Below are 20,610 nucleotides of genomic sequence, written 5' to 3'. Positions count from 1 at the left end.
CGGGGCCCCGGTTTTTTTCATTCCCGGGTGGGCTCGTTCTCTTCCTGGCGGGCCTCGGCCTTGAGGCGGCCGCGCTCCTCGCGCTCCTCGTCGTCGATGTCGTCCATGACGCTCTGGGGGTTGTTGCGGGGGCCTCCGACGGGGCCGTCGCTGTCGAGGGCGAACTTCTGCTCCTCGGTGGAGTGCTTGGCGTCGTCCGCGTACAGGGGCTTGGTGTCGTCCGCCTCCAGCCCGCCCTCCACGCGGTCCTTGGCGAAGCCGGGCTTGTGGGCGGTGTCGCTCTTCTTGTGGGTGGCCATGGGTTGCTCCGGAAGGGGGTGGGACAGCTCACACGCTCAATGTCGGCAGCCCTGGCCGCGAGCACCACGGTGGGGGCCCTGGACCGGGGGGCTGGTTGCCTGCCCCCTGACCCTGGCGCGTGAAAAGCGGCTAGGATGGGGACTCCATGGTCGGACGCAGCGGGGACAGCCAGCGGCACGAGGGGACGACGTCCTCCGTGGGCGCGCGCGTCCAGACCGTGCTGACCGAGACTTGCACTCGCACCGGCCTGACTCCTCGCGGAGCGCGGACCGCCTGACTTCCGAAGCGGACCTCCTGAAGGTCCCCCTTCCGAACCCGGCCCCGCGCTCCTCCCGAGCGCGGGGCTTTTGCGTTGCCCCACCTGCCAGCCGCCAACCCCGAGGACCCGTATGACGCCGCTTCCGATGTGCCGCCCCAGCCACCGAGTCCCGACGTCCCGAGAGGAGGCCGTGTCATGCGCGTGATGAAATTCGGTGGCACCAGTGTCGGGGATGCGGAGCGGATGCGCGGCGTGGTGGCGCTGGTGGAGGAGGCGCGCAAGGCCGAGCGGGTGATGGTGGTGGCGTCCGCGGTGTCGGGCATCACGAACCTGTTGGTGGAGGCGGCGAAGGTGGCCGAGGAGGGCGAGTCCGTGCAGGAGGCCTGCGCCCGGTTCGACGACACGCACTCCGCCATCGCGAAGGCGCTGAGCGTGGACCTGAAGCCCGCGCAGACCCGGCCGCTGGCGGAGGGGTTGGTGGCGCTGGGCGTCGAGCTGCGCGGGCTGTTGCAGGGCGTGGGGTTGTTGCGGGAGTGCTCGCCGTCGGTGCTGGCGCACCTGTCGGGGCTGGGGGAGCGGGCGTCGTGTCTGCTGCTCGCGGCGCTGTTGGATGCGCGGGGGCTTTCGCCCGTGAGCCTGGACCCGAGGCAGGTGCTGGTGTGTTCGGGAGACCCGCTGCAGGCGACGCCCCGGGTGGAGGAGATCCGCGCGCGGTTCGCGACGCTGCGTGAGGACGGGCCGGGGCTGATGTTGATGCCGGGCTTCTTTGGTGGGGATGCGCGCGGCAAGACGATGTCGCTGGGGCGGGGAGGGTCGGACTACTCGGCGGCGCTGGCGGCGGCGGCGTTGGATGCGCGGCTGTTGGAGATCTGGACGGACGTGGACGGCATCTTCAGCGCGGACCCGCGGCTGGTGCCGGAGGCGTTCGCGCTGGAGGAGGTGAGCTTCGAGGAGGCGATGGAGCTGGCCTACTTCGGCGCGAAGGTGCTGCATCCGAAGACGATTGCGCCCGCGAGGGAGCGAGGCATCCCGGTGAGGGTGTGCAACAGCTTCCGGCCGGAGCACCCTGGCACGCGGGTGACGGCCACGGCGCCGGCTTCGCGGCACCCGGTGCGGGGGTTGTCGTTCCTGCCGGACATCGCGCTCATCAACATCGCGGGCGCGGGGTTGAAGGGCGTGCCGGGCACGGCCGCGCGCGTCTTCGAGGCGATGGCGATGGCGTCCATCTCCGTGGTGTTGATTACGCAGGGCTCCAGCGAGTCCTCCATCAGCTTCTGCGTGGGGGAGGCGGAGGCCCGGCGGGCGGTGCTGGCGCTGGAGGACGCGTTCGAGGTGGAGCGCGAGGCGGGGAAGGTGGACCCCATCGAGCATCAGCCGGGGCTCGCGGTGTTGAGCATCGTGGGAGACGGGATGCGGCACCGGGTGGGCGTTGCGGGGACGTTCTTCAGCGCGCTGGCGGACGTGGATTGCAGCATCGCGGCCATCGCGCAGGGGTCCAGTGAGCGCAGCATCTCCGCGGTGATTTCGAGGGAAGACGGGCCGCGGGCAATGGCACACGTGCACCGCAAGGCCTTTGGCACCACGGAGGTGGTGGAGCTGCTGGTGGCGGGCGTGGGCACGGTGGGCGGGGAGCTGCTGCGGCAGATTCATCAGCAAGCGCCGAAGCTGCGGGCGCACGGGTTGGATTTGCGCGTGTGTGCCATTGCGAATAGCAGACACAGCCTGGTGGCGCCGGAGGGCGTGGCGCTGGACGGATGGAAGGCACGGCTGGAGACGAGCGAGTCGGGTTTCACGCTGGACACGTTCCGGGCGTGGGCGAAGGCGAGGCGGCCGGGCCGGCCCATCTTCGTGGACTGCACGAGCAGCGAGGACGTGGCGCTGGGTTACCCCGCGTTGATGGCGTCCGGGCTGCACGTGGTGACAGCGAACAAGAAGGCCAATGCGGGGCGGCAGGAGCACTGGAAGGCGCTGCGCGAGACGGCGGCGCGGCACCAGCGGAGGTTCCTCTACGAGACGAACGTAGGGGCGGGGCTGCCGGTCATCGACACGTTGAAGAACATGCTGCGCACGGGAGACACGGTGCACCGGGTGGAGGGCATCCTGTCGGGTTCGCTGTCGTTCATCCTGGGGCTGACGGAGGCGGGAGTGCCGCTGTCGAAGGCCGTGGGCACGGCGATGGAGAAGGGCTTCACGGAGCCGGATCCGCGCGACGACCTGGAGGGCACGGACGTGGCGCGCAAGGTGCTCATCCTCGCGCGGGAGCTGGGGCGGTCGCTGGAGCTGGAGGAGGTGGCGCTGGCGTCGCTGTTGCCGGAGGAGTTCGACGCGAAGGGCCCGCTGCCGGAGTTCCTGGCGCGGCTGCCGCAGGCGGACGAGATCTTCCAGAGGCGGGTGGACGCGCACCGGAAGGAAGGCAAGGTGCTGCGCTACGTGGGCAGCGTGGGGCCGGAGGGCGTGCGCGTGGGCCTGGTGCCGGTGCCGCTGGAGCATCCGCTGGCGGCAGTGAAGGGCGGCGAGAACGCGCTGAGCTTCCTGTCGGAGCGGTACAGCCCCACGCCGCTGGTGATTCGAGGGTATGGCGCGGGCGCTGCGGTGACGGCGGCGGGGGTGCTCGCGGATGTGTTGCGATTGGTGGAGGGGCCGTTGCCCTGAGCGTGGGTGTCGTGGATGGCGGCGTGCGCGTCCAGCACGCCGCTTCTGTTTCACTCCCGGGTGTCTTCGGCGGCTCGTGTGACCAGGATTTCTTGAAGCATCCCAGGAAGGCGGACGAGGCCGTGGTGTGTGAAGACGCGGTGCTTCTCGTTGGGCGTATAGCCTTCGGGAGTGATTCGTCCGGATTCGACAGTGAAGTAGCCGATGATGTCCTCTGGGGGCACACGCTCTTCACCCGGAGGCAGCCGTTGATCCGAGATGTAGAGCCACCCCTTGCCGATGCGTTGTGCCTCGGCCTGGGCGCCTGGATCGGCTGGCGCGCACTCGCGGACGACCTGATGGAGAAGTGCCACGAAGGCTGGGTTCACCTCGAAGCCATCGGGCCCTCCGTGAGGGTCATGCAGCGTGCCCGCGATCGCGTGGAGGGGGAGGCCTCCCGCCAGGAATCGCTCGGGCGGCAGCACGGAGATGACCCTCGAAGTCACCCGCTGTTCCTTGCTCTTCTTCCCGAATAGCGTCTTCCAGAAGCCCATGGGCTGACGCTACCACCGTGGCGGGGACGCACGGGTCTATGAGTAGGCTTTCCATCATGAGGAAAAGCCTGACGTCCTGTGTGCTGGCGCTGTGGATGGCGGCGTGCGCGTCCAGCACGCCGCTCCAGCAGCGCTGGGATGAAGCCGAAGCGGAGTGCGGTGACGCGAGCAGCGACGCCTGTGTGACCCTGGTCTGTGGGGACACGGCCTGCGGCTTCTTCCGGTGCGAGGACGTGCCCGGGGAGGTGGTGCTGGCGCGGGGACTGCCGCCCCGGCCGCCACCTGTGGCCGTGGCTCCCGCGCCAGGAAGCGGGCCCCGGCGCAACTGGGGCAGCAGCATGGGGCTACCGGGTGATGTGGAACCGGTGATGGTGTTCCCCTGGCACGGGAACCCCAAGCCCGTGCCTCCACAGCGGCGATTGCCGGCGGGCAAGTTCGAGAAGCACCACATCTTCCCGCAGGCCCCGGACCTCGCCGCGTGGTTCAAGATCAAGGCGATCGACATCCACCAGTACACGATCCCCATCCCCGTGCACGTTCACCGGCGCATCCACAGCAACGGCCCCAAGGGGGGCATGTGGAACGAGGCCTGGCGTGAGTTCAGAGATACGAACGGAGGCGCTTCCCCAGAGGAAATCTTCAAGCATGCCGGGGAGCTGATCTATCGATTCCAACTGCTGGGTGGCCCCATCCAGAAGTACAACTGAGCCTTCACCCATTTGAGCCCTGACGGTCCATGCCCTCCTTCTTCTGGCTCCGCGACGACGAAGCAGCCACATCCCGTTACAGCGGAGATTTCGACGCCACGCACAAATGGATCCTGCCCGGCATCAAGGATTGCCCAGGCTGCGGCGTGACGGGGGGTGGATGGGGACGTCAGTACCCCGCCGTGGACCTTTCATTCATCCCCGAGCATCGGGAATTCGAGGAGGCCCGAGCCGAGCCGTTTCATGAGTTCGTCCGTCTCCGGGAACTGGTGCGCCCACTGGTGCCACCGGATGCATCGCTTCCTCCCGGAACAAGCTTCGGTCCGCTCACGGGCACTGCATCCGGTCAGTTCGGGCCGTTCACCTGGCAGGGGACCTCGCTGATGCTCATCCGCCGCGACGCATTCGACGGTCTCCAGGCTGTGGGCATCCGTGGACTGCTGGGCTGCAAGACGGAGCTGCGGTTCCGTCAGAAGACGCCTCCGGACATCCTTGAGCTCCAGATCGAACCGCGCGGCCTCCTGCACCGCGACTGCCTTCCTCCTGACCTGGAGCCGCCCTGTCCCACCTGCGGACGACAGGGCTTCCGACGTCCGGACGACCCCATCCTCGACGGTGCTTCGTTACCCACGGACAGGGACCTGTTCCGCTTGGACAACTTCAGCACCATGATCATCGGAACGGACCGCTTCAAGGATGCAGTGGAGCAGGGCGGTTGGACTGGCATCTCCTTTCGGGAACTGCCCGTGCGTTCCTGAAGTTCAGACTGTCTTTCGTGAAGACAGTCGCTGGGGAAAGCGCTCCTCGACCCCGGGAGGGAAAGCGACTGACCGGCACGTGCAGCTTCCACGGCCTGATGGATACAGAGACGCCGGATATGAGTAGGTTTCTCCGCCATGCGAAAGATGCTGATGCTCCTGGCGCTGTGCATGGTGGCGTGTGCGTCCAGTACGCCGCTCCAGCAGCGCTGGGATGAAGCCGAGGCGGAGTGCGGTGACGCGAGCAGCGATGCCTGTGTGACCCTGGTCTGTGGGGACACGGCGTGCGGCTTCTTCCGGTGCGAGGACGTGCCTGGGGAGGTGGTGCTGGCGCGCGGACTGCCGCCCCGGCCTCCACCCGTGGCTCCCGCTCCAGGAAGCGGGCCCCGGCGCAACTGGGGCGCCAGCATGGGCCTGCCGGGCAACCCGGAACCCGTCATGGTGTTCCCGTGGTACGGGAACCCCAAGCCCGTGCCTCCTCAGCGGCGGCTTCCTGCGGGCAAGTTCGAGAAGCACCACATCTTCCCGCAGGCCCCTGACCTGGCCCGGTGGTTCAAGAGACAAGGCGTCGACATCCACCAGTACACGATTCCCATTCCCGTGCATGTCCACCGGCGCATCCACAGCAATGGGCACAGCGGGGGCATGTGGAATGAAGCCTGGCGCGAGTTCAGCAGGGCGAACAGGTTCGCCAAACCTCCAGAGATCTTCAAACACGCTGGGGAACTCATCTATCGGTTTCAGCTGTTGGGTGGTCCCATCCAGCGGTACAAGTGACCTCCGGTGATTCGACTTCAGAGACCATGACCCGCTTCTTTGAGCTTCGTCGCGACAAAGCAGTCTGGAACTCCTTCAAAGGGGATTTCGATGCCGCACCGAAGTGGGGCCTGCCTGGCATCAAGGATTGCCCGGGATGTGGCGCCACCTGGTCCACCTGGGGAGACCATTACCCCGCGGTAGACCTGTCGGTTCTTCCCGAACGAGGCGAGTTCGAAGAAGCCCGGCCCGAGCCCTTCCACGAGTTTGCGCGTCTCCGCGAACTGGTACGCCCACTGGCGCCCCCAGGCTCCGAGCTTGCCCCCGGAACGACCTTTGGCCCGCTGGTAGGCCATGCACGAGGTCAGTTCGCTCCCTTCTCGGGTCTGGATAGCTGCTGGATCCTCGTGCGCCGCGATGCCTTCGACAGCCTCCAGGCCGCCGGCATCCGAGGCCTTCTCGGCTGCAAGACGGAGCTGCGGTTCCGGCAGAAGACGCCCCCGGACATCCTCGAACTCCAACTCGAACTGCGCGGCCGGATGCACCGCGACTGCCTCCCCCCCGACCTGGAACCGCCTTGTCCCACCTGCGGACGCGTGGGCCTCCGCCTCCCGGACGACCTCATCCTCGACGCGGCCTCGCTGCCCACGGACATCGACCTCTTCCGCCTGGGCGACTACGGCACCGTCCTCATCGGCACGGACCGCTTCAAGGACGCGGTGGAGCAGGGCGGTTGGAGCGGCATCTCCTTCCGGGAGCTCCCGGTCCGCTGAAGCCCTCAGCCCACGGCAGGGAAGGGCGGCGGCTCCACCACCACCTCCATGGGCAGGTTCTCCTTCTCCGCGATCCACTTCACCCACAGCTTCGGACGCGCCGTCGTGTCGCGGTGCTTGGGCCGCTCCAGCCGGATGGACAGCCAGTTGCGGTCCCTCAGGTACAGCTCCTTGCCCACCGGCAACAGCTCCGTCTGCAGGAACCCCGGCAGGTCCTCCCTTGAATCCTCCGACAACGCCAGCATCCCCTTGAACGCGAGCCACCCCGGCGGCGGATGCACGATGGGCGAGGACGTCGCCTGTTCGATGAACACCTCGCCCACCGTCCCCAACGCGGGCACCAGGTGGTCCGGGTTGCGTGAACGCACGCGCGCCCTCGCTCCCACGTGCACGTCCCCGGACAACACCGTCACCGCGCAGTAGGACTTCTTCGCCAGCGAGAACAGGTTCATCAACAACCGCGTGCGCTCGCCCCGGTGCACCGCGGACTCCCACTGGTCCAGCAGGTCGTCGCGCAGCTCGACGCCACCTCCGGTCATCCGCTCCATCGCTGGACCAAAACGCAGGTGCACCAGCGGCACCGACGACACCACCAGCACGTGCCGCGCCTTCTTGCCGTTCTCCGGCCGCTGGCGGTGCTCCTCGCGCCACGCGTCGAAGGCGTCCCACTGTGAGCGGCTCATCACCGTGAACTCGGTCTGCGGATGCGCGTCCCCGGTGTCCAACACCCGGCTGGTCCGGCCGCTCCTCAGGTCCAGCAACACCACGTCCAGGTCGCAGTCCGCCGTGGAGAAACAGAACGTCTGGAAATAGTGCCGAGCGGGCTCCACCACGCCCCGGTCGTCCGGCTCGCGTGCCTTCGCCGGCTGCTCCAAGAAGCCTCGCTGGAAGGCCTCGAATGCCCGCGCCGCCGCGCTGTAGATGGCGCGATACCAGGGCGCCTGCTGGAGCTCCTCGTGCGATCCCCACCCGTCGAAGATGTCGTGGTCGTCCCACATGAACAGCCCCGGCACCCTCCGCAGCAACGGCGCGATGCCCTGGCTCCCGCCCCAGCGCTCCCGGTAGAGCCAGACGTATTCCGCGAACAGCTTCTCCGAGAGCCCGTCCGGCACCGGCAGCTTCAACCGCTCCGACCGCGGCAGCTTCATGAACGCGTTCAACACATCCAGCGTGTTGTGCAGCGAGTCCGCGTAGAGCTGATCCCCACCCCCGAGCAGCAGCTGGAAGCCCGGCGTCTTCGCCGGATCCACCGGGTCCCCCTGATGCTGTTGCAGCATCCGCTCCCACAGCGCGAAGGGCTGCGCCAGGTTGCTCCAATCACTCGCACGGCTGGCGCCGTTGCAGGAGAAGAACGCGATGTTCGGCGACACGCCCCTCGCGGGGACGACCACGTCGGACACCACCAGCGGCTCCGGCGGGATGACCTTCGAGGACCACGGCCGGTGGTCTCGCGGCGTCGGACGCTCGAAGGTCACCGGCACGCCGGGCGTGTCTGGCGATTCGAAGTGATAGGACAGACGCTGCGCCACGTCCGTGCGCGGCAGGTTGACCTCCCAGCGCCACACCACGCCCCGGGTGTCCTTGGGCAGGGCGGAGAGGTCCGCGGCGGGCTTCGCCTCGTCGAAGACGGCGACCCGCTGGCCCTTCGCGTCCCGGAAACACAGCCTCAACGCCGGAGGCTTCTTCGCCGACGTGCTGTCCAGGAACACGTTGACGAAGAAGCTCCACACGTCATGGGACTTCGGGTCCGGCGTGGCCTGCGCCCGGGCGTACAGGATGGGTCCCAGCAAGAGCTTCATGGGGAAAGCCTTGCATGGACACCCCCTCCCGTCGACGAAGGCGCCTCACCCCTTCTGCGGAGGCACCGCGAGCGGCTGGTACGTGCCGAAGCTCCAGACGTTCCCCTCGGGGTCCAGCGCGCTGAAGTCCCGCGAGCCGTAGTCCGTGTCGTGCAGCTCCATCGCGATGCTCGCGCCCGCCGCCTTCGCTCGCGCGTACAGCGCATCCGGGTCCGTCACCACCACGTAGATGCCCTGGTTCTTCAGGGGCACGTCCTTCGACGCGGCCATCTTCAGCCGGCCGCCCTCCGCGCCGCCGAACATCACGAGGCCGTGACCCAGCGTCAGCTCCACGTGGGCGATGGCGCCGTCAGGCTTGCGGTAGACGACGCGCTCCTCGCAGCCGAAGGCCTGCTTCAGGAAGCGCAGGGCGGCCTCGGGGTCGGCGTAGTGGAGGAAGGGGTACATGCTGGGCAGGGACATGGTGTGATTTCCTTTCACCGCGCATCCTGCCCATCCACCCCCGGCCTTTCTTGGACGGATTTTACCTACGCGCCGGATTCGAAGCCGCCCGCGTCCGGTAGCACACGGCGCAGGAGGGCGGACGGCGGCCCACCGGTGAACTGGCGGAAGTCCCGGTTCAGGTGCGCCTGGTCGAAATAACCCAGCTCCAGCGCCAGCTCCGCCCAGCGCACCGGGCCTCCGGACTTGATGCGCTCCACCGCCCGGTCGAAGCGCAACAGGCGCGCGAGCCTGCGCGGAGGCAGCCCCACCTGCTCATGGAACTGGTGGATGAGGTGCTTGTGGCTGTGGCCCAGCTCGCTCGCCAGCGTGGCGATGTCCACCTGGCCTCCCGTCCGCTGGATGCGCTCCACCGCCCACTTCACGCCCGCGTCCACCGCCGGCCCCCGCTCCGCGCGCTTCAGCAGGAACGCGTCCGCGAGGGCGAAGCGCGCCGCCCAGTCCCGCGCCTCCGCCAGGGACTCCACCAGCCTCCGCGCCTCACCGCCCCACAGGTCTTCCAGGCCCGTCACCCGGTGGGCCAGCTCGTGCATGGGCAGGCCGAAGAGGCGCCGGGCCCCCAGCGGCGTGAGGTTCACCTGGAGCCCGTGGGACTCGCCGTTGTGCTCGGTGGTGCTCCAGCGCTCGTCCAGCCCCGCCACGAAGCCGGAGCGGTGCCGCGTCACCCCGCCCACGTCGTCCAGGTGCTTCAGCAGCGGGCCGAACTCCAGGATGAGCACCACCTGCACGCCGGGCAGCTCCTGCCGGCGCATGGGCTGGGGCATGGCCTCGCGAAAGCCGCAGTAGTCCCGGATGAGCGGCGCCAGCGCCGGGGGCGGCGTGGCCAGCGCCATCTCCCAGCCGCCCCGCTCGGACGCGTGGCGCACCACGCGGATGCGATGCATGCCGCGGAAGACTACTTCGAAACCTTGCGCAGGAAGTCCAGCAGGGCCGAGTGCCACTTCTCCGGCGACTCGAAGTGGGGGATGTGGCCCACGTTCGGGAGCTCCACCAGCGTGGCGCCCGGGATGGCCGCGGCGGTCTTCTTCCCCAGCGCCGGGTACTGCCCCAGCTTCGGCAGCAGCGCGGGCGGCACGCTGCCCTTGCCCACCACCGTGCGGTCCTCCTGGCCAATCACCACCAGCGTGGGCACCTTCACCTGCGGGAACTCGTGCACCACCGGCTGCTCGTAGATCATCGTCTGCGTGGCGGCGGACGCCCAGGCCAGGCGCGGGTACTCGCCGCTGAGCGTCTGGCGATAGAGCACCTGGACGTATTCGTCGTACTCGGGCTTCCACTTCACGTAGTAGCCGCGCTGGTACTTGCGCAGCCCCTCCTCGGTGGCCTTCAGGTTCTCCAGGTAGAGGTCCTCGGTGGACTTCCAGGGGACGAACTCGCGGTAGTCCTCCAGGCCGATGGGGTTCTCCAACACCAGCTGCGTCGTGACCTCCGGGAACATCAGCGCGAAGCGCGTCGCCAGCATGCCGCCCATGCTGTGGCCCACCACCGCGGCCTGCTTCACACCCAGCTTCTCCAGCACCTGCCGCGTCAGCGACGCCATCATGTGGAAGCTGTACGCGATGGCCGGCTTGGACGACTTGCCGAAGCCAATCTGATCCGGAACCACGACGCGGTAGCCCGCGGCGGTGAGGGCGCGAATCGTGTCCTTCCAGTACGCGCCGAAGAAGTTCTTGCCGTGCAGCAGCACCACGGTGCGCCCGTTGGCGTTGCCCGTGGGCTTCACGTCCATGTACGCCATGCGCAGGTCCTGGCCCTTCAACGTCACGGACAGGAACTGCACGGGCGCGGGGTAGGGGTAGCCCTCCATCGCGATACCCAGCGCCTCCGGGGCGCGCTTGGGCTCCTGCGCGTTCGCGGCGGGCGCGGAGAGCAGCAGGGCGGACAGGAGCAGGGCAGGGACGCGGACGGACGGCATGGGGCTCCTTCGTCAACGGGACGCGAGGGAACGGCAGTCTGGCCGTGACATTCCCCCGCGTCGCGGATTTCAGAAGGCCCCGCCCTCCCGAAGGTTGATTCCGTACTCCAGGTAGCCCTTGAGGCAGAGCATCATGTGCATCCAGCCACCCGCGTTGCCGTAGGACGCCGTGATGCCCTTCTCATCCGGCCTCCAGCCGGACTCGCGGATCTTCACCATCGTGTTGCCCGCGTCCAACGGCACGAAGTCCATCTCCACGCGCGTGTTGTAGCCGTCGTCCGTGGGCCACTCGAAGACGATGCGCTCGTTGGCAATCACCTCGCGCGCGATGACGTCGAACTCGCCCGGCACCTCCGCGAAGCTCCACTTCACCGTGGTGCCCGCCGCCAGCGGACCGCTGCTCGTCTTCACGAAGTAGCCGCTCAGCTTCGCGGGGTTCACCACCGCCTCGAACACCTGCGCCACCGGCTTGCGGATCTTCAACTGCACCTGGAACTTCGGCTCCATGGGGCACCCCTGGTCGTGAACTGGTCCTGCCCGCAAATAGGTTATATAAATATAACATGTCAAGGAGTGACGACCGGGACGACCTCATCTTCAAGGCGCTGGCGGACTCGCGCCGGAGGGCCATCCTGGACCTGTTGAAGGACGCGCCCCGGACCACCGGGGAGCTGTGCGAGCACTTCGAGGAGACCCTGGACCGCTGCACCGTGATGCAGCACCTGAAGGTCCTGGAGAAGGCGGAGCTGGTGCTGTCCCACAAGGAGGGACGCACGCGGTGGAACCACCTCAACGCGGCGCCCATCCAGGACATCCACGCGCGGTGGATCAGCTCCTACGCCACGCACGCGGTGAAGCTGCTGACGAAGCTGAAGCGGGACCTGGAAGAGGAGGACTGACGGACGCGCGTCAGTGCGCGCTGTCGGAGAACGGCTGGACGTCCGCGGCCTGGGCCAGGGGCTCGTTCTCGAAGCGCGCGGGCTTGAGCAGGCGCGTGGTGAGCACCAGCGCGAGGAAGAGGGCGCTGCACCCGAGGGTCACGAAGCGCAGGTGCATGCGGTCCGCCAGCGCGCCCTGGAACCAGACGCCCAGCGAGTAGCCCGCGCCCAGCACCATGCTGTAGAGGCTGCCCATGCGCGCTTGCAGCTCGCGCGGCACGCGGCCCTGGCAGGACGCGCTCAGGCTGCTCATCAAGATGAGGTAGTTGGCGCCGAGGAAGAAGATGCACACCGCCGCGACCTGGAGCGTGGGCGCCAGCCAGTACACGCCCGCCAGCACCGCGATGGTCGTCGCCGAGTAGCCGCGCAGCTTGCGCTGTCCGAAGAGCTCCGCGAGCGTGCCCACGCACAGCGCCGCCGTCACCGCGCCCGCGCCCTGGCACGTCACCAGCAGCGACGTGGCCGCCGCGCCCTGGCCCAGCTCGCGGATGGCGAACACCGGCACCAGGCCGATGAAGGGCGCCACCAGCGCGGCCACGAAGAAGGTGGCCACCAGAACCAGCGAGATGTCCTCGTCGTCTCGCGCCACGGTGATGCCGCGGCGGATGCCGTCCCACAGCGGCTCTCGCTTCGCGGCCTTGTCCCGCGCCGGCGGCGCCACGCGCCACAGCGCCACCAGCACCGCGAAGAAGGACAGCGTGTTCGCGAGCAGCGCCCACGCGGGCCCGCCGGCCTGCAACACCACCGCGGCCAGCGTGGGCCCCATGATGCGGCCCAGGTTGAACTGCGCGGAGTTGAGGCTGGTGGACAGGTGCAGGTCCTCCGGCGGCACCAGCTCCGCCAGCAGCGCGGAGAAGGCTGGATAGGTGAGCGTGCTCACGCACCCGTTGAGGAACGAGATGACGCCGATGACGGACACTGACAGCTGCCCTCGGAACGCCAGCACCGTCAGCACGGCCGCGAGCACCGCCTGCAGCAGCGCGCCCAGCCCCGCGTACGCGCGCCGGTCGAAGCGGTCCGCCAGCGCGCCGCCTACCGGCGCCAGCACCACCGCGGGGAGGAAGGACAGCGCGACGATGGCGCCCGTCCACTCCGCGCGGCCGGTGGTCTGCGTGACGTACACGCCCATCGCCACCGTCTCCATCCAGGTGCCGATGTTGGAGATGAGCGCGCCCAGCCACACGGCGAAGTAGCCGGGGTATTCGAAGGGGCGCAGCGAAGTCAGTCGTGGGAGTCGATGGGCAGGCACGTCGATGGCTGTCTTAGCGCACGCCGCCCACGCATGCCTTGCACGGCGCGGCACGCTTGGAGGCGCAATGAAGCGCACGGCAGCCCAGGCAGCAGCCCGGCTTCAACAAAGCGCGCATTCCCTGACGGTGATGCGCGATGCGTGACCTACAAAACACCCACGGAGGTGCTGCGTCCGTGGGTGCGGGTGCGGCGTTGTCGTGAAGGCTCGGCGCTACGGCGCGGTGCTGGAGGCCGTGACGGGCGACTTGCGCGGAGAGAGGCGGCCGTCGTCGGCGATGCGGGCGCCCGTGTCGGGGAAGTCCTCGGTGGTGAGCTTGCGCACCAGCGAGACGACGTTGGCGGCCGGGTCCGGCCAGGTGATGCCTGCGCCCACCTGCTTCGTGGGGAGGATGCGGCCGTTGGAGAAGCCGCCGCGGCTGTCCAGCTCCACCTCCAGGATCATGCCCAGGCCCTGCGGACCCTTGAGGTTGAAGCGGCCGTAGGTGGCGAAGTTGCCCATGGAGTAGGCGATGAGGCGGCCCTGGTAGAACTCCATGGCGCGCGCGACGTGCGGGCCGTGGCCGAGCACCAGGTGCGCGCCCGCGTCCACCACCGCGTGGGTGAAGACGCGCAGGTCGCCGCGGTCCTCGCCGAAGAACATCTCCCTGCCGGCCGGGACGTGCAGGGCCTTGCCGCCCTCCGCGCCGCCGTGGAAGGAGACGATGACGATGTCGTGCGTGGCGGCGGTCTGCTTCACCAGCGCGGTGGCGGTGGGCAGGTTGTTGAGGTGGTTGCAGCCCGCGGACGTGTGGAAGGCCACCAGTCCAATCTTCAGCCCGTTGCGCTCCACGGTGGCCACGCTGCCCGGGGGACCGCTCCAGGCGATGCCCAGCGTGTCCAAGGTGGACTCGGTGGCGCGGCGGCACTCCTCGCCGAAGTCTCCGGAGTGGTTGTTCGCGGTGGAGACCACGTCCACGCCGGCCTCCTTCAGGTACTCGCCGAAGGAGGTGGGGGAGCGGAACGCGTAGCAGTTCGCGGGCGAGCGGCACTTGGTGGTCTTGCCGGTGTCGCAGAGCGGCCCTTCCAGGTTCACGAAGGTGAGGTCCGCGTCCTCCAGCAGGGGGCGCACGGCCGCGATGACGCTGCCGCCGCCCTCGGGGGGCAGGTAGCCCTCTGGCACCGTGGTGCCGAGCATCAGGTCACCGGCGGCGCGGATGCGCAGCTTCGCGCCCGGCGGCGGGGGAGGGCGGGGCGTGCTGTCCACCGGCTGCGCGAGCTTCGCCTGGAGCGCGGCCTGGCTGCGGGCCTGCGTGAGCGCCCCGTCCAAGTCCGGCTGGTTGGGATTGAGCGCGCGCACCTGCGTCCACTGCGTGAGGGAGTCCGCCCAGCGGCCCTCCACGGAGTACGCCCAGCCGAGCTCCCAGCGGCAGTCGGCACGGGACGGCGCGGCCTGCACGCACGCGGACAGCTCCGCGATGGCGGTGCGCGAGTCCTTGGACTGGAGGGCGGCGACGCCCCGGGCGTAGTGCTCGTCCGGGTTGCCCACGGTGGCGAGGCCAGACGCGCCGGCCTTGCCGTGCATCGCCATGGCCGCGGCGCGCAAGGCACCGACGCTGGCCTCCACGGCGATGCGGCCTGCTTCGGAGAGGGATTCTGTCTGGCTTTGCGCGGCGCCCGTGGCCGGCACCGTGTTCGACTCGGGGCGCGGCGTCGGGATGGACTCGGCGACGCCCGCGGGCATCCGCACCGCGACCGGCGTCTCGGAATCACTGGAACGGGTCCGCGTGGCGGCCGTCACGGACGCGAGGCCCGCCGCATCCAGCTGGCGCGTGCCACCCGGCTTCCCCGCCGCCCCTCGCACGGACGCGAGGCCCGCGACTTCGAGCCGCCCGGCGCTCGTATCCCGGATGACGGAGCGCACGGAGGCCATGCCCGCTTCGGTGAGGCGCGCGGTGCTGGAGGACTCGGCTGTGGAGAAGTTGGGGACAGACGCGGCGGGCGCGGCGAGCGCCAGCATCAGCAGGACGGACGGGGGGGCCATGGCCCGCGCATCTTACGGGATGAAGCGGGGGCAGGGGCGCCACCGGCAGGCCCGGTTCGGCAGCAGACGGGCAGGCGACACCCCCACACCCCTCGGAGGCCCTGGCCCCGGCTACCCGATCGCGTCGAGCAGCACCGAGCCCCTGCGCTGACGCGGCAACAGCCGGAAGTGCCTCAGCTCCCGGCGCTTCACCCGCCGCTCCAGCGCGCTGTGCAGGGACAGCCTCCCGGGCCCGCGCATCAGCGTCCCCAGTGCGATGGCGATGAGCGCCACGTTGAACTCGTAGCCGCCCTTGGTGATGTCGAAGCCGTTCTTCCGGTGCACCTTCGCGATGGCCATCGCCTGCGTGACGATGACCGACACCGCCGTGAAGCGCGTCGCGATGCCCAGGATGGAGCTCACCCCGGCCACCAGCTCCGTGATGCCCGTGGCCAGCAGCCACGTCTTGCCGGGCTTGATGCCCAGCTGCTCGAACATGCCCGCTTGCTCCTCCATGCCTTCCTTCTTCAGCTTCGCCAGGCCGTGATGAATCATCGTCGCGCCCAGCGACAGGCGCGGAGGCAGCAGCGCGGCCGACTTCAGCAGCGACGGCTGTTCGTTGAGCATCGTCACGTTCATGGGGCTCTCCTCATCGGGACGCGCACGTCCGGTAGGTGAAGTGCCCCTTACGTTGTGACGCATCTGCCCATCCGGCCCCGACGCTCGCAGGGCCCAACGCTCAGCGGCCGGGCGCTCAACCCCCGTTCCGCTCCGCCAGCGGCACGTCCATCAGCGCCGCCACCTCCGCGCTGTAGCCGCCGGGTCCCTCGCCATGGACGATGAGCGGCGCGCGCACCGACAGGCCCCGGTCCTGATCCCTCAGCGCCTGCACCAGGAAGCGCGTGGCGGGCGCGTCCACCCGCGCGTGCACGGCTCTCAGCACCCGGGGGAACAACCGCGCGCTCGCGAGCACCCCCAGCACCTCCGCCAGCCGCGCCGCCGGGTACACCAGGCTCACGCCGCCACCGGGCCGCAGGGCATGCCGCGCCGCCGCGACCACGGACGGCGCATCGCACGCCACCTCCGACTTGGACACGGCCCGCTCCGCGTCCGGGCTCACCACGCCCGCCTGGGCCCGGCGGAACGGCGGGTTGGACACCACCTGCCCGTAGGTCCCGGACGTGAACAACGACCGCGCCTGCCGCAGGTCCCCGAGCACCGGCCGCACCCGGCCCTCGCACCCGTTGAGCGCCACCGCGCGCGTCAGTCGTTCGTGCACCGCGGGCTGGAGCTCCAGCGCATCCACCGGGCCCGCGACGCCGAACTGCTTCACCAGGAGCAGCGACACCACGCCGCTGCCCGCGCCCAGCTCCAGCACCGGCCCGGACAGGTCACCACCCTCCGTGGCCGCGAAGTGCGCCAGCAGCACCGCGTCCAACGTGAAGCGGTAGCCCGTGCGGCGCTGGAACACGCGCACGTCCGCGGTGCCAATGGAGTCCAGCGTCTCGCCGTCCTCCAGCCTGACGGGTTCCACGGTCAGCGCGCGCCGTGCATCCGCTCGGCGACGTCCAGCACGCGCGCCTCGCAGGAGACGCCGTCCAGGTGGCTGGCCTCCACCAGGCCCGTGGGGCTGGTGACGTTCACCTCCGTGAGGTAGTCGCCCAGCACGTCGATTCCCACCAGCGTCAGCCCCTTCTCCTGGAGCGACGGCTTGAGGCGCTTGCAGATGTAGAGGTCGCGCTCGGTGATGTCCGCCTTCATCGGCGTGCCGCCCGCGGCCATGTTGCCCCGGTGGTCCGCGTCCGACGGCACGCGCAGCACCGCGCCCACCGGGTCTCCGTCCACCAGGATGATGCGCTTGTCGCCCAGGCGGCTCTCCGGCACGTATGCCTGCGCGAGGATGGGCTCCTTCCCGCCCTGCGTAAGCAGCTCCACCATGGAGCGCGCGTTGCGGTCCCCCGGCGCGAGGAACAGGATGCCCTTGCCGCCGAAGCCGTCGATGGGCTTCAGGATGGTGCCCTGCGCGTTCTTCGCCGCGAACTCCAGCACCACGGACAGCTCACGCGTCACGCGCGTCTCCGGCATCAGGTCCGGGAAGTTCAGCGTGAAGAGCTTCTCGTTCGCGTCGCGGATGCCGGACGGGTTGTTGATGAAGATGGGAGAACGGTCCGGACACAGCTCCACCAGCTGCGTGGCGTGCAGATAGTCCGCGTCCACCGGCGGGTCCTTGCGCAGGAAGAGCACGTCCAGCTTCGACAGCGGCCGCACGTCCTCGCTCAGCACGTCGAAGGGGTGCCCCACCTCACGCCGCACCTTCACCCGGCGCATGCGCGCCTCCGAGCACCGGCCGTTGAAGCGCAGCCAGCCCTGCTCGAAGTAATAGACGTCGTGCCCCCGCCGCTGTGCCTCCAGCATCAGCGAGAACGTCGTGTCGTGGTCCACCCGCACGCTCTCGAGCGGGTCCATCAGGAAGCCAAGGGAGAGGGCCATGTGGGGGCGGAAGATAGCGGACGCCCTCCGCCCGTGCCGCTCCTTCGAGCAGGTTCTTCCGCGCCGGAACGGACAGGGGTCTAGCGGCCCGGCAGCTCCCTCAGCTTGAGGTTGAGGCGCACGGGCTTGCCCGCCTCCACCGGCACGGCGAGCACGCGGCGCTTCTTGTCCTCGCCCACCAGGATCAGCTCCGCCTGGCCCACCGGCAGGGACTTCTTCACCAGCGGCGCGCGGCCCAGGGACTTGTTGTTGAGGAAGATCTCCGCGGGCTCGTCCAGGAAGAGCGTCACCTCGCCCTTGCCCTTGCGGCCACGGCTGCCCCGGTTCGCGGTGGCCTCGTCCCGGTCGCGGTCCTTGTCGCCAGCCTTGGTGTCACCAGCCTTGGCGTCGCGGTCCTTGGCGTCGCGGTCCTTGGCGGCGGCGGCCTTGGGGTCCTTGTCCGCCTCCACGACGTCCAGGTCCTCGCCGGGCACGGGGGCGTTGGGCGGCCGGATGGGGACCATGGCGCCCAGGCCCATGGGCGGGGGAGGGGGCGCCTTCTCCTCGGCCTCCAGCAGCTGGGTGAGCCGGAACGCGCCGTAGGCCAGGCCCAGGAACAGCGACAGCGACAGGAGCGCCCACACCGCGCCCAGCTTCGAGCGCTTCACCGGGGGCGCGGTCTCGTCACTGCCGGGCGCCTCCGCGCGCAGCTTCGCGATCTCCGCCTTCTTGCGCGCTTCGACGACGCTGAGCGCGGTGGCCTTGCGCTCCGGCAGGTAGGGGCCGTCATCCTTCTGGAGCGCCCGCTTCGCCGACGCCAGCACCTGGCTGCTGGTGGTGACGTCCGCGCTCTCCAGCAGGGACCGCGTGGCCGCCATGCGCTCCGCGAACAGGCTCTTCATGAGCGCGGCGCGCTGGTCCGCGTCCATCAGCTTGCCGCCGGCCGCCTTCTCGATGGCGCGCGCCATGTCCCGCCCGGACGGGTAGCGGCGGTCCACGTTGCGCTCCAGCGCGCGCATCACCACGCGGGAGATGTCCTCGGAGATGTGCGGCAGCAGCACGGACGGCCACGGGATGGCGTCCTCGAGGATCTTCACCATCTCGTCGCGCTCGGTCTTGCCCGCGAAGAGCCGCTCGCCGGTGATGAGCTCGTGCATCACCACGCCCACGGAGAACAGGTCGCTCCTGCCATCCAGCGCATCGCCGCGCACCTGCTCCGGGGACATGTACCCGGTGGTGCCCTTCACCGTGCCCACGCTGGTGCGCTCCAGGCTGTTCTTCGCCTTGGCGATGCCGAAGTCGAGCAGCTTCACGGTGCCGTCGTACGTCACCATGATGTTCTTCTGCGCCACGTCGCGGTGGATGACGGGGCTCGCCTCGCCGCCGGCGGACGTGAAGGTGTGCGCGTAGTGCAGCGCCAGGCACACGTCGCGGGCCACGGACAGGGTGAAGGCCAGCGGCACCGGCTGGCGCTTCTTCAGGCACGCGCTGGTCACCTGGTTGAGGTTCTGCCCGCCGATGAACTCCATGGCCAGGTAGAGCCCGTCGTCCTCCTCCCCCAGGTCGAACACCTGCGCGATGTTCGGGTGGTTGAAGGCCGCGGTGATGCGCGCCTCGTCCAGGAACATGCGGACGAACTGATCATTGGAGCGCGCGTCCGGGAGGATGCGCTTGATGACCACGTACTTGCGGAAGCCGCCCGGGCCCGACGTGTAGCCCAGGAACAGCTCCGCCATGCCGCCCACGGTCAGCTGCGTGAGCACCTCGTACTTCCCGATGCGCTCGCCCCGATGGAAGTCGATGAGCTCATCCTCCAGCGCCTTGGAAGAATGGCGCCCGCGTCGTGAAGAAAGCCGGCCGGACCATAACAGGGCTGTTGCATCCGGGGTCCTTCCTTGCCGGGGTCCTGCCCCCCAGGTCCCTGTGGATCACCTGTGGATGGTGTGGACGGACCTGTGGACAACCGGGGGCTCGGAAGCCCCCTTGTGGATGCCCGGGGGAAACCGGCAATTTACCCACATGTAGCAGATCGCCGATTCGTGAATGATTCCCGAAGCTTGCTGACTTGTCCCCAACTCGGCTTCCCCTACCTCTTCTACCAGTTGATCAACACTCCAATTAGACTGGTGAAAAGAAGCAGGGCCCGTGCACAAGTCGGAAACCGGCAGGCCTCCGCGGAACAGCGAACGGCGTGGGACAGAACGCTACAGGATCGTGGCGCGGAGCCGCTCCAGCAGCCCGGGCAGTTCCTGGAGCAGCTGCCGGTCCAGGTCCTCCAGCGCGGCGCGGTGCATGACCAGGTCCTCCGGCTCCCGGTCCGTGGCCATCATGCGCTGCAGGCCCCGCAGGCGCTGGTTGCGCTGGACCAGGCGGGCCAGGGTGTCGTCCAGCTCCTCCGCGAGCACCGGGTCCAGGTGCAGCTCCTGGCCCACCAGCTCCCGCAGCTGCTCCACGCGGTAGGTGAGCTCCCAGCTCTCCTCGTAGCCCGCGCGCCGGGGCAGCATCTGCCCATACGTCCACCGCTCGCTCACCAAGGTCCTCTAGTGCGGCCGGGGCCGGGTGAGGCCCGTCAGGGACAGCCGGGTACGCATCGGGTCCAGCTCCACGTGCATCCGGCAGTCCGCCACGTCCAGGCGCAGGGTGTAGGGAGGACGGGCCGCCTGCCCCGAGTGGGCCTCACAGGCGCGAGCGCCCATGCGGAACAACTCGGCCAGCACCGCCCGCCGGACCTCCGCCGACAGCCGGTCCACGGTGGATTGTACACCCCGGGCGATGAGCACCGTGAATGCCTGCAATCCTGGAGAATCCTGCGGCGGGCCGGCCAGGGTCATCCCCTCGCCAGCTGCCAGAACCGTACCCTGCGACAGGCCTGTCGTTCCGGGGGGTTGGAAGGGCTCGAAACCCTTGGGGCTGAAAAAAACTCAGGCCCGGAAGTGCTCAATCCTGAAACCCCGGCGGGTGGGGTGCCGTGGGACAGGGGAATGAAGAGGGGTGTAAAGG

Annotated in this window: 21 protein-coding genes; 6 read left to right on the top strand and 15 right to left on the bottom strand. The window is 69.2% G+C overall.

Going from position 1 to position 20,610, the window contains the following annotated elements; genetic code table 11:
• Positions 1–17 precede the first annotated feature (17 nt).
• Positions 18–299: a hypothetical protein gene (locus D7W82_RS10540; protein ID WP_120618215.1), complete on the bottom strand. Its 282-nt coding sequence runs from the start codon at positions 297–299 to the stop codon at positions 18–20.
• 455 nt (positions 300–754) lie between these two features.
• On the opposite strand from D7W82_RS10540, the gene thrA reads away from it, so the two are divergent.
• Entirely contained in the window at positions 755–3,211 is a 2,457-nt protein-coding gene (gene thrA, locus D7W82_RS10535; protein WP_120618214.1) for a bifunctional aspartate kinase/homoserine dehydrogenase I, read from the top strand.
• Positions 3,212–3,261: 50 nt separating this feature from the next.
• Here thrA and D7W82_RS40035 read toward each other — a convergent pair whose 3' ends face one another.
• On the bottom strand, positions 3,262–3,744 hold the full coding sequence (locus tag D7W82_RS40035) for a hypothetical protein (RefSeq protein ID WP_147439287.1): 483 nt from the start codon (positions 3,742–3,744) through the stop codon (positions 3,262–3,264).
• A gap of 56 nt (positions 3,745–3,800) precedes the next feature.
• Here D7W82_RS40035 and D7W82_RS10525 point away from each other — a divergent pair, with 56 nt between their 5' ends.
• The 4 genes from D7W82_RS10525 to D7W82_RS10510 all read left to right on the top strand — a co-directional run bounded on the left by D7W82_RS10525 (position 3,801) and on the right by D7W82_RS10510 (position 6,738).
• Complete coding sequence (locus D7W82_RS10525; RefSeq protein WP_120618212.1) at positions 3,801–4,451, top strand: TIGR02269 family lipoprotein; 651 nt, start codon at positions 3,801–3,803, stop codon at positions 4,449–4,451.
• A 29-nt stretch (positions 4,452–4,480) separates the two neighbouring features.
• Entirely contained in the window at positions 4,481–5,209 is a 729-nt protein-coding gene (locus D7W82_RS10520; protein WP_120618211.1) for a double-CXXCG motif protein, read from the top strand.
• A 138-nt stretch (positions 5,210–5,347) separates the two neighbouring features.
• The gene (locus tag D7W82_RS10515; protein ID WP_120618210.1) at positions 5,348–5,986 is read left to right on the top strand and encodes a TIGR02269 family lipoprotein; all 639 of its coding nucleotides are present in this window, start codon (positions 5,348–5,350) and stop codon (positions 5,984–5,986) included.
• Positions 5,987–6,012: 26 nt separating this feature from the next.
• Positions 6,013–6,738 (top strand): double-CXXCG motif protein, encoded by a 726-nt coding sequence (locus D7W82_RS10510; RefSeq protein ID WP_120618209.1) that lies wholly within the window; start codon positions 6,013–6,015, stop codon positions 6,736–6,738.
• A gap of 5 nt (positions 6,739–6,743) precedes the next feature.
• On the opposite strand, the gene D7W82_RS10505 is transcribed toward D7W82_RS10510, so the two are convergent.
• From D7W82_RS10505 to D7W82_RS10485, 5 genes are all read right to left on the bottom strand, one after another.
• Complete coding sequence (locus D7W82_RS10505) at positions 6,744–8,537, bottom strand: alkaline phosphatase D family protein (protein ID WP_120618208.1); 1,794 nt, start codon at positions 8,535–8,537, stop codon at positions 6,744–6,746.
• A gap of 45 nt (positions 8,538–8,582) precedes the next feature.
• Positions 8,583–8,999 (bottom strand): VOC family protein, encoded by a 417-nt coding sequence (locus tag D7W82_RS10500; protein ID WP_120618207.1) that lies wholly within the window; start codon positions 8,997–8,999, stop codon positions 8,583–8,585.
• Between the two features lie 65 nt (positions 9,000–9,064).
• The gene (locus tag D7W82_RS10495; RefSeq protein ID WP_120618206.1) at positions 9,065–9,922 is read right to left on the bottom strand and encodes a helix-turn-helix domain-containing protein; all 858 of its coding nucleotides are present in this window, start codon (positions 9,920–9,922) and stop codon (positions 9,065–9,067) included.
• 11 nt (positions 9,923–9,933) lie between these two features.
• The gene (locus D7W82_RS10490; protein ID WP_120618205.1) at positions 9,934–10,953 is read right to left on the bottom strand and encodes an alpha/beta fold hydrolase; all 1,020 of its coding nucleotides are present in this window, start codon (positions 10,951–10,953) and stop codon (positions 9,934–9,936) included.
• A 69-nt stretch (positions 10,954–11,022) separates the two neighbouring features.
• Positions 11,023–11,460 carry an SRPBCC domain-containing protein gene (locus D7W82_RS10485; RefSeq protein WP_120618204.1) on the bottom strand — a complete coding sequence of 146 codons (438 nt, stop codon included), beginning with the start codon at positions 11,458–11,460 and terminating at the stop codon, positions 11,023–11,025.
• Between the two features lie 56 nt (positions 11,461–11,516).
• Here D7W82_RS10485 and D7W82_RS10480 point away from each other — a divergent pair, with 56 nt between their 5' ends.
• Entirely contained in the window at positions 11,517–11,852 is a 336-nt protein-coding gene (locus tag D7W82_RS10480) for a helix-turn-helix transcriptional regulator (RefSeq protein ID WP_120618203.1), read from the top strand.
• A gap of 10 nt (positions 11,853–11,862) precedes the next feature.
• Here D7W82_RS10480 and D7W82_RS10475 read toward each other — a convergent pair whose 3' ends face one another.
• The 8 genes from D7W82_RS10475 to D7W82_RS10440 all read right to left on the bottom strand — a co-directional run bounded on the left by D7W82_RS10475 (position 11,863) and on the right by D7W82_RS10440 (position 20,405).
• A complete protein-coding gene (locus D7W82_RS10475; RefSeq protein WP_120618202.1) occupies positions 11,863–13,140 on the bottom strand; it encodes an MFS transporter in 1,278 nt (425 codons plus the stop codon).
• Between the two features lie 213 nt (positions 13,141–13,353).
• Positions 13,354–15,162, bottom strand: coding sequence for a CapA family protein (locus D7W82_RS10470; RefSeq protein WP_120618201.1), 1,809 nt, complete (start codon positions 15,160–15,162; stop codon positions 13,354–13,356).
• A gap of 111 nt (positions 15,163–15,273) precedes the next feature.
• The gene (locus D7W82_RS10465; RefSeq protein ID WP_120618200.1) at positions 15,274–15,780 is read right to left on the bottom strand and encodes a DoxX family protein; all 507 of its coding nucleotides are present in this window, start codon (positions 15,778–15,780) and stop codon (positions 15,274–15,276) included.
• Between the two features lie 115 nt (positions 15,781–15,895).
• A complete protein-coding gene (locus D7W82_RS10460; RefSeq protein ID WP_120618199.1) occupies positions 15,896–16,675 on the bottom strand; it encodes a tRNA1(Val) (adenine(37)-N6)-methyltransferase in 780 nt (259 codons plus the stop codon).
• A gap of 2 nt (positions 16,676–16,677) precedes the next feature.
• Positions 16,678–17,631 carry a glutathione synthase gene (gene gshB, locus D7W82_RS10455; RefSeq protein ID WP_120618198.1) on the bottom strand — a complete coding sequence of 318 codons (954 nt, stop codon included), beginning with the start codon at positions 17,629–17,631 and terminating at the stop codon, positions 16,678–16,680.
• Between the two features lie 80 nt (positions 17,632–17,711).
• Positions 17,712–19,373 carry a serine/threonine-protein kinase gene (locus tag D7W82_RS10450; RefSeq protein WP_120618197.1) on the bottom strand — a complete coding sequence of 554 codons (1,662 nt, stop codon included), beginning with the start codon at positions 19,371–19,373 and terminating at the stop codon, positions 17,712–17,714.
• 441 nt (positions 19,374–19,814) lie between these two features.
• Positions 19,815–20,141 carry a hypothetical protein gene (locus D7W82_RS10445; RefSeq protein WP_233587407.1) on the bottom strand — a complete coding sequence of 109 codons (327 nt, stop codon included), beginning with the start codon at positions 20,139–20,141 and terminating at the stop codon, positions 19,815–19,817.
• A gap of 9 nt (positions 20,142–20,150) precedes the next feature.
• Positions 20,151–20,405, bottom strand: coding sequence for a hypothetical protein (locus D7W82_RS10440; RefSeq protein WP_233587406.1), 255 nt, complete (start codon positions 20,403–20,405; stop codon positions 20,151–20,153).
• Positions 20,406–20,610: the final 205 nt, after the last annotated feature.

The sequence above is a fragment of the Corallococcus sp. CA049B genome (assembly GCF_003611685.1).
In the GTDB taxonomy this organism is placed as follows: domain Bacteria; phylum Myxococcota; class Myxococcia; order Myxococcales; family Myxococcaceae; genus Corallococcus; species Corallococcus coralloides.
This window is presented reverse-complemented; position numbering and strand designations above follow the sequence as displayed.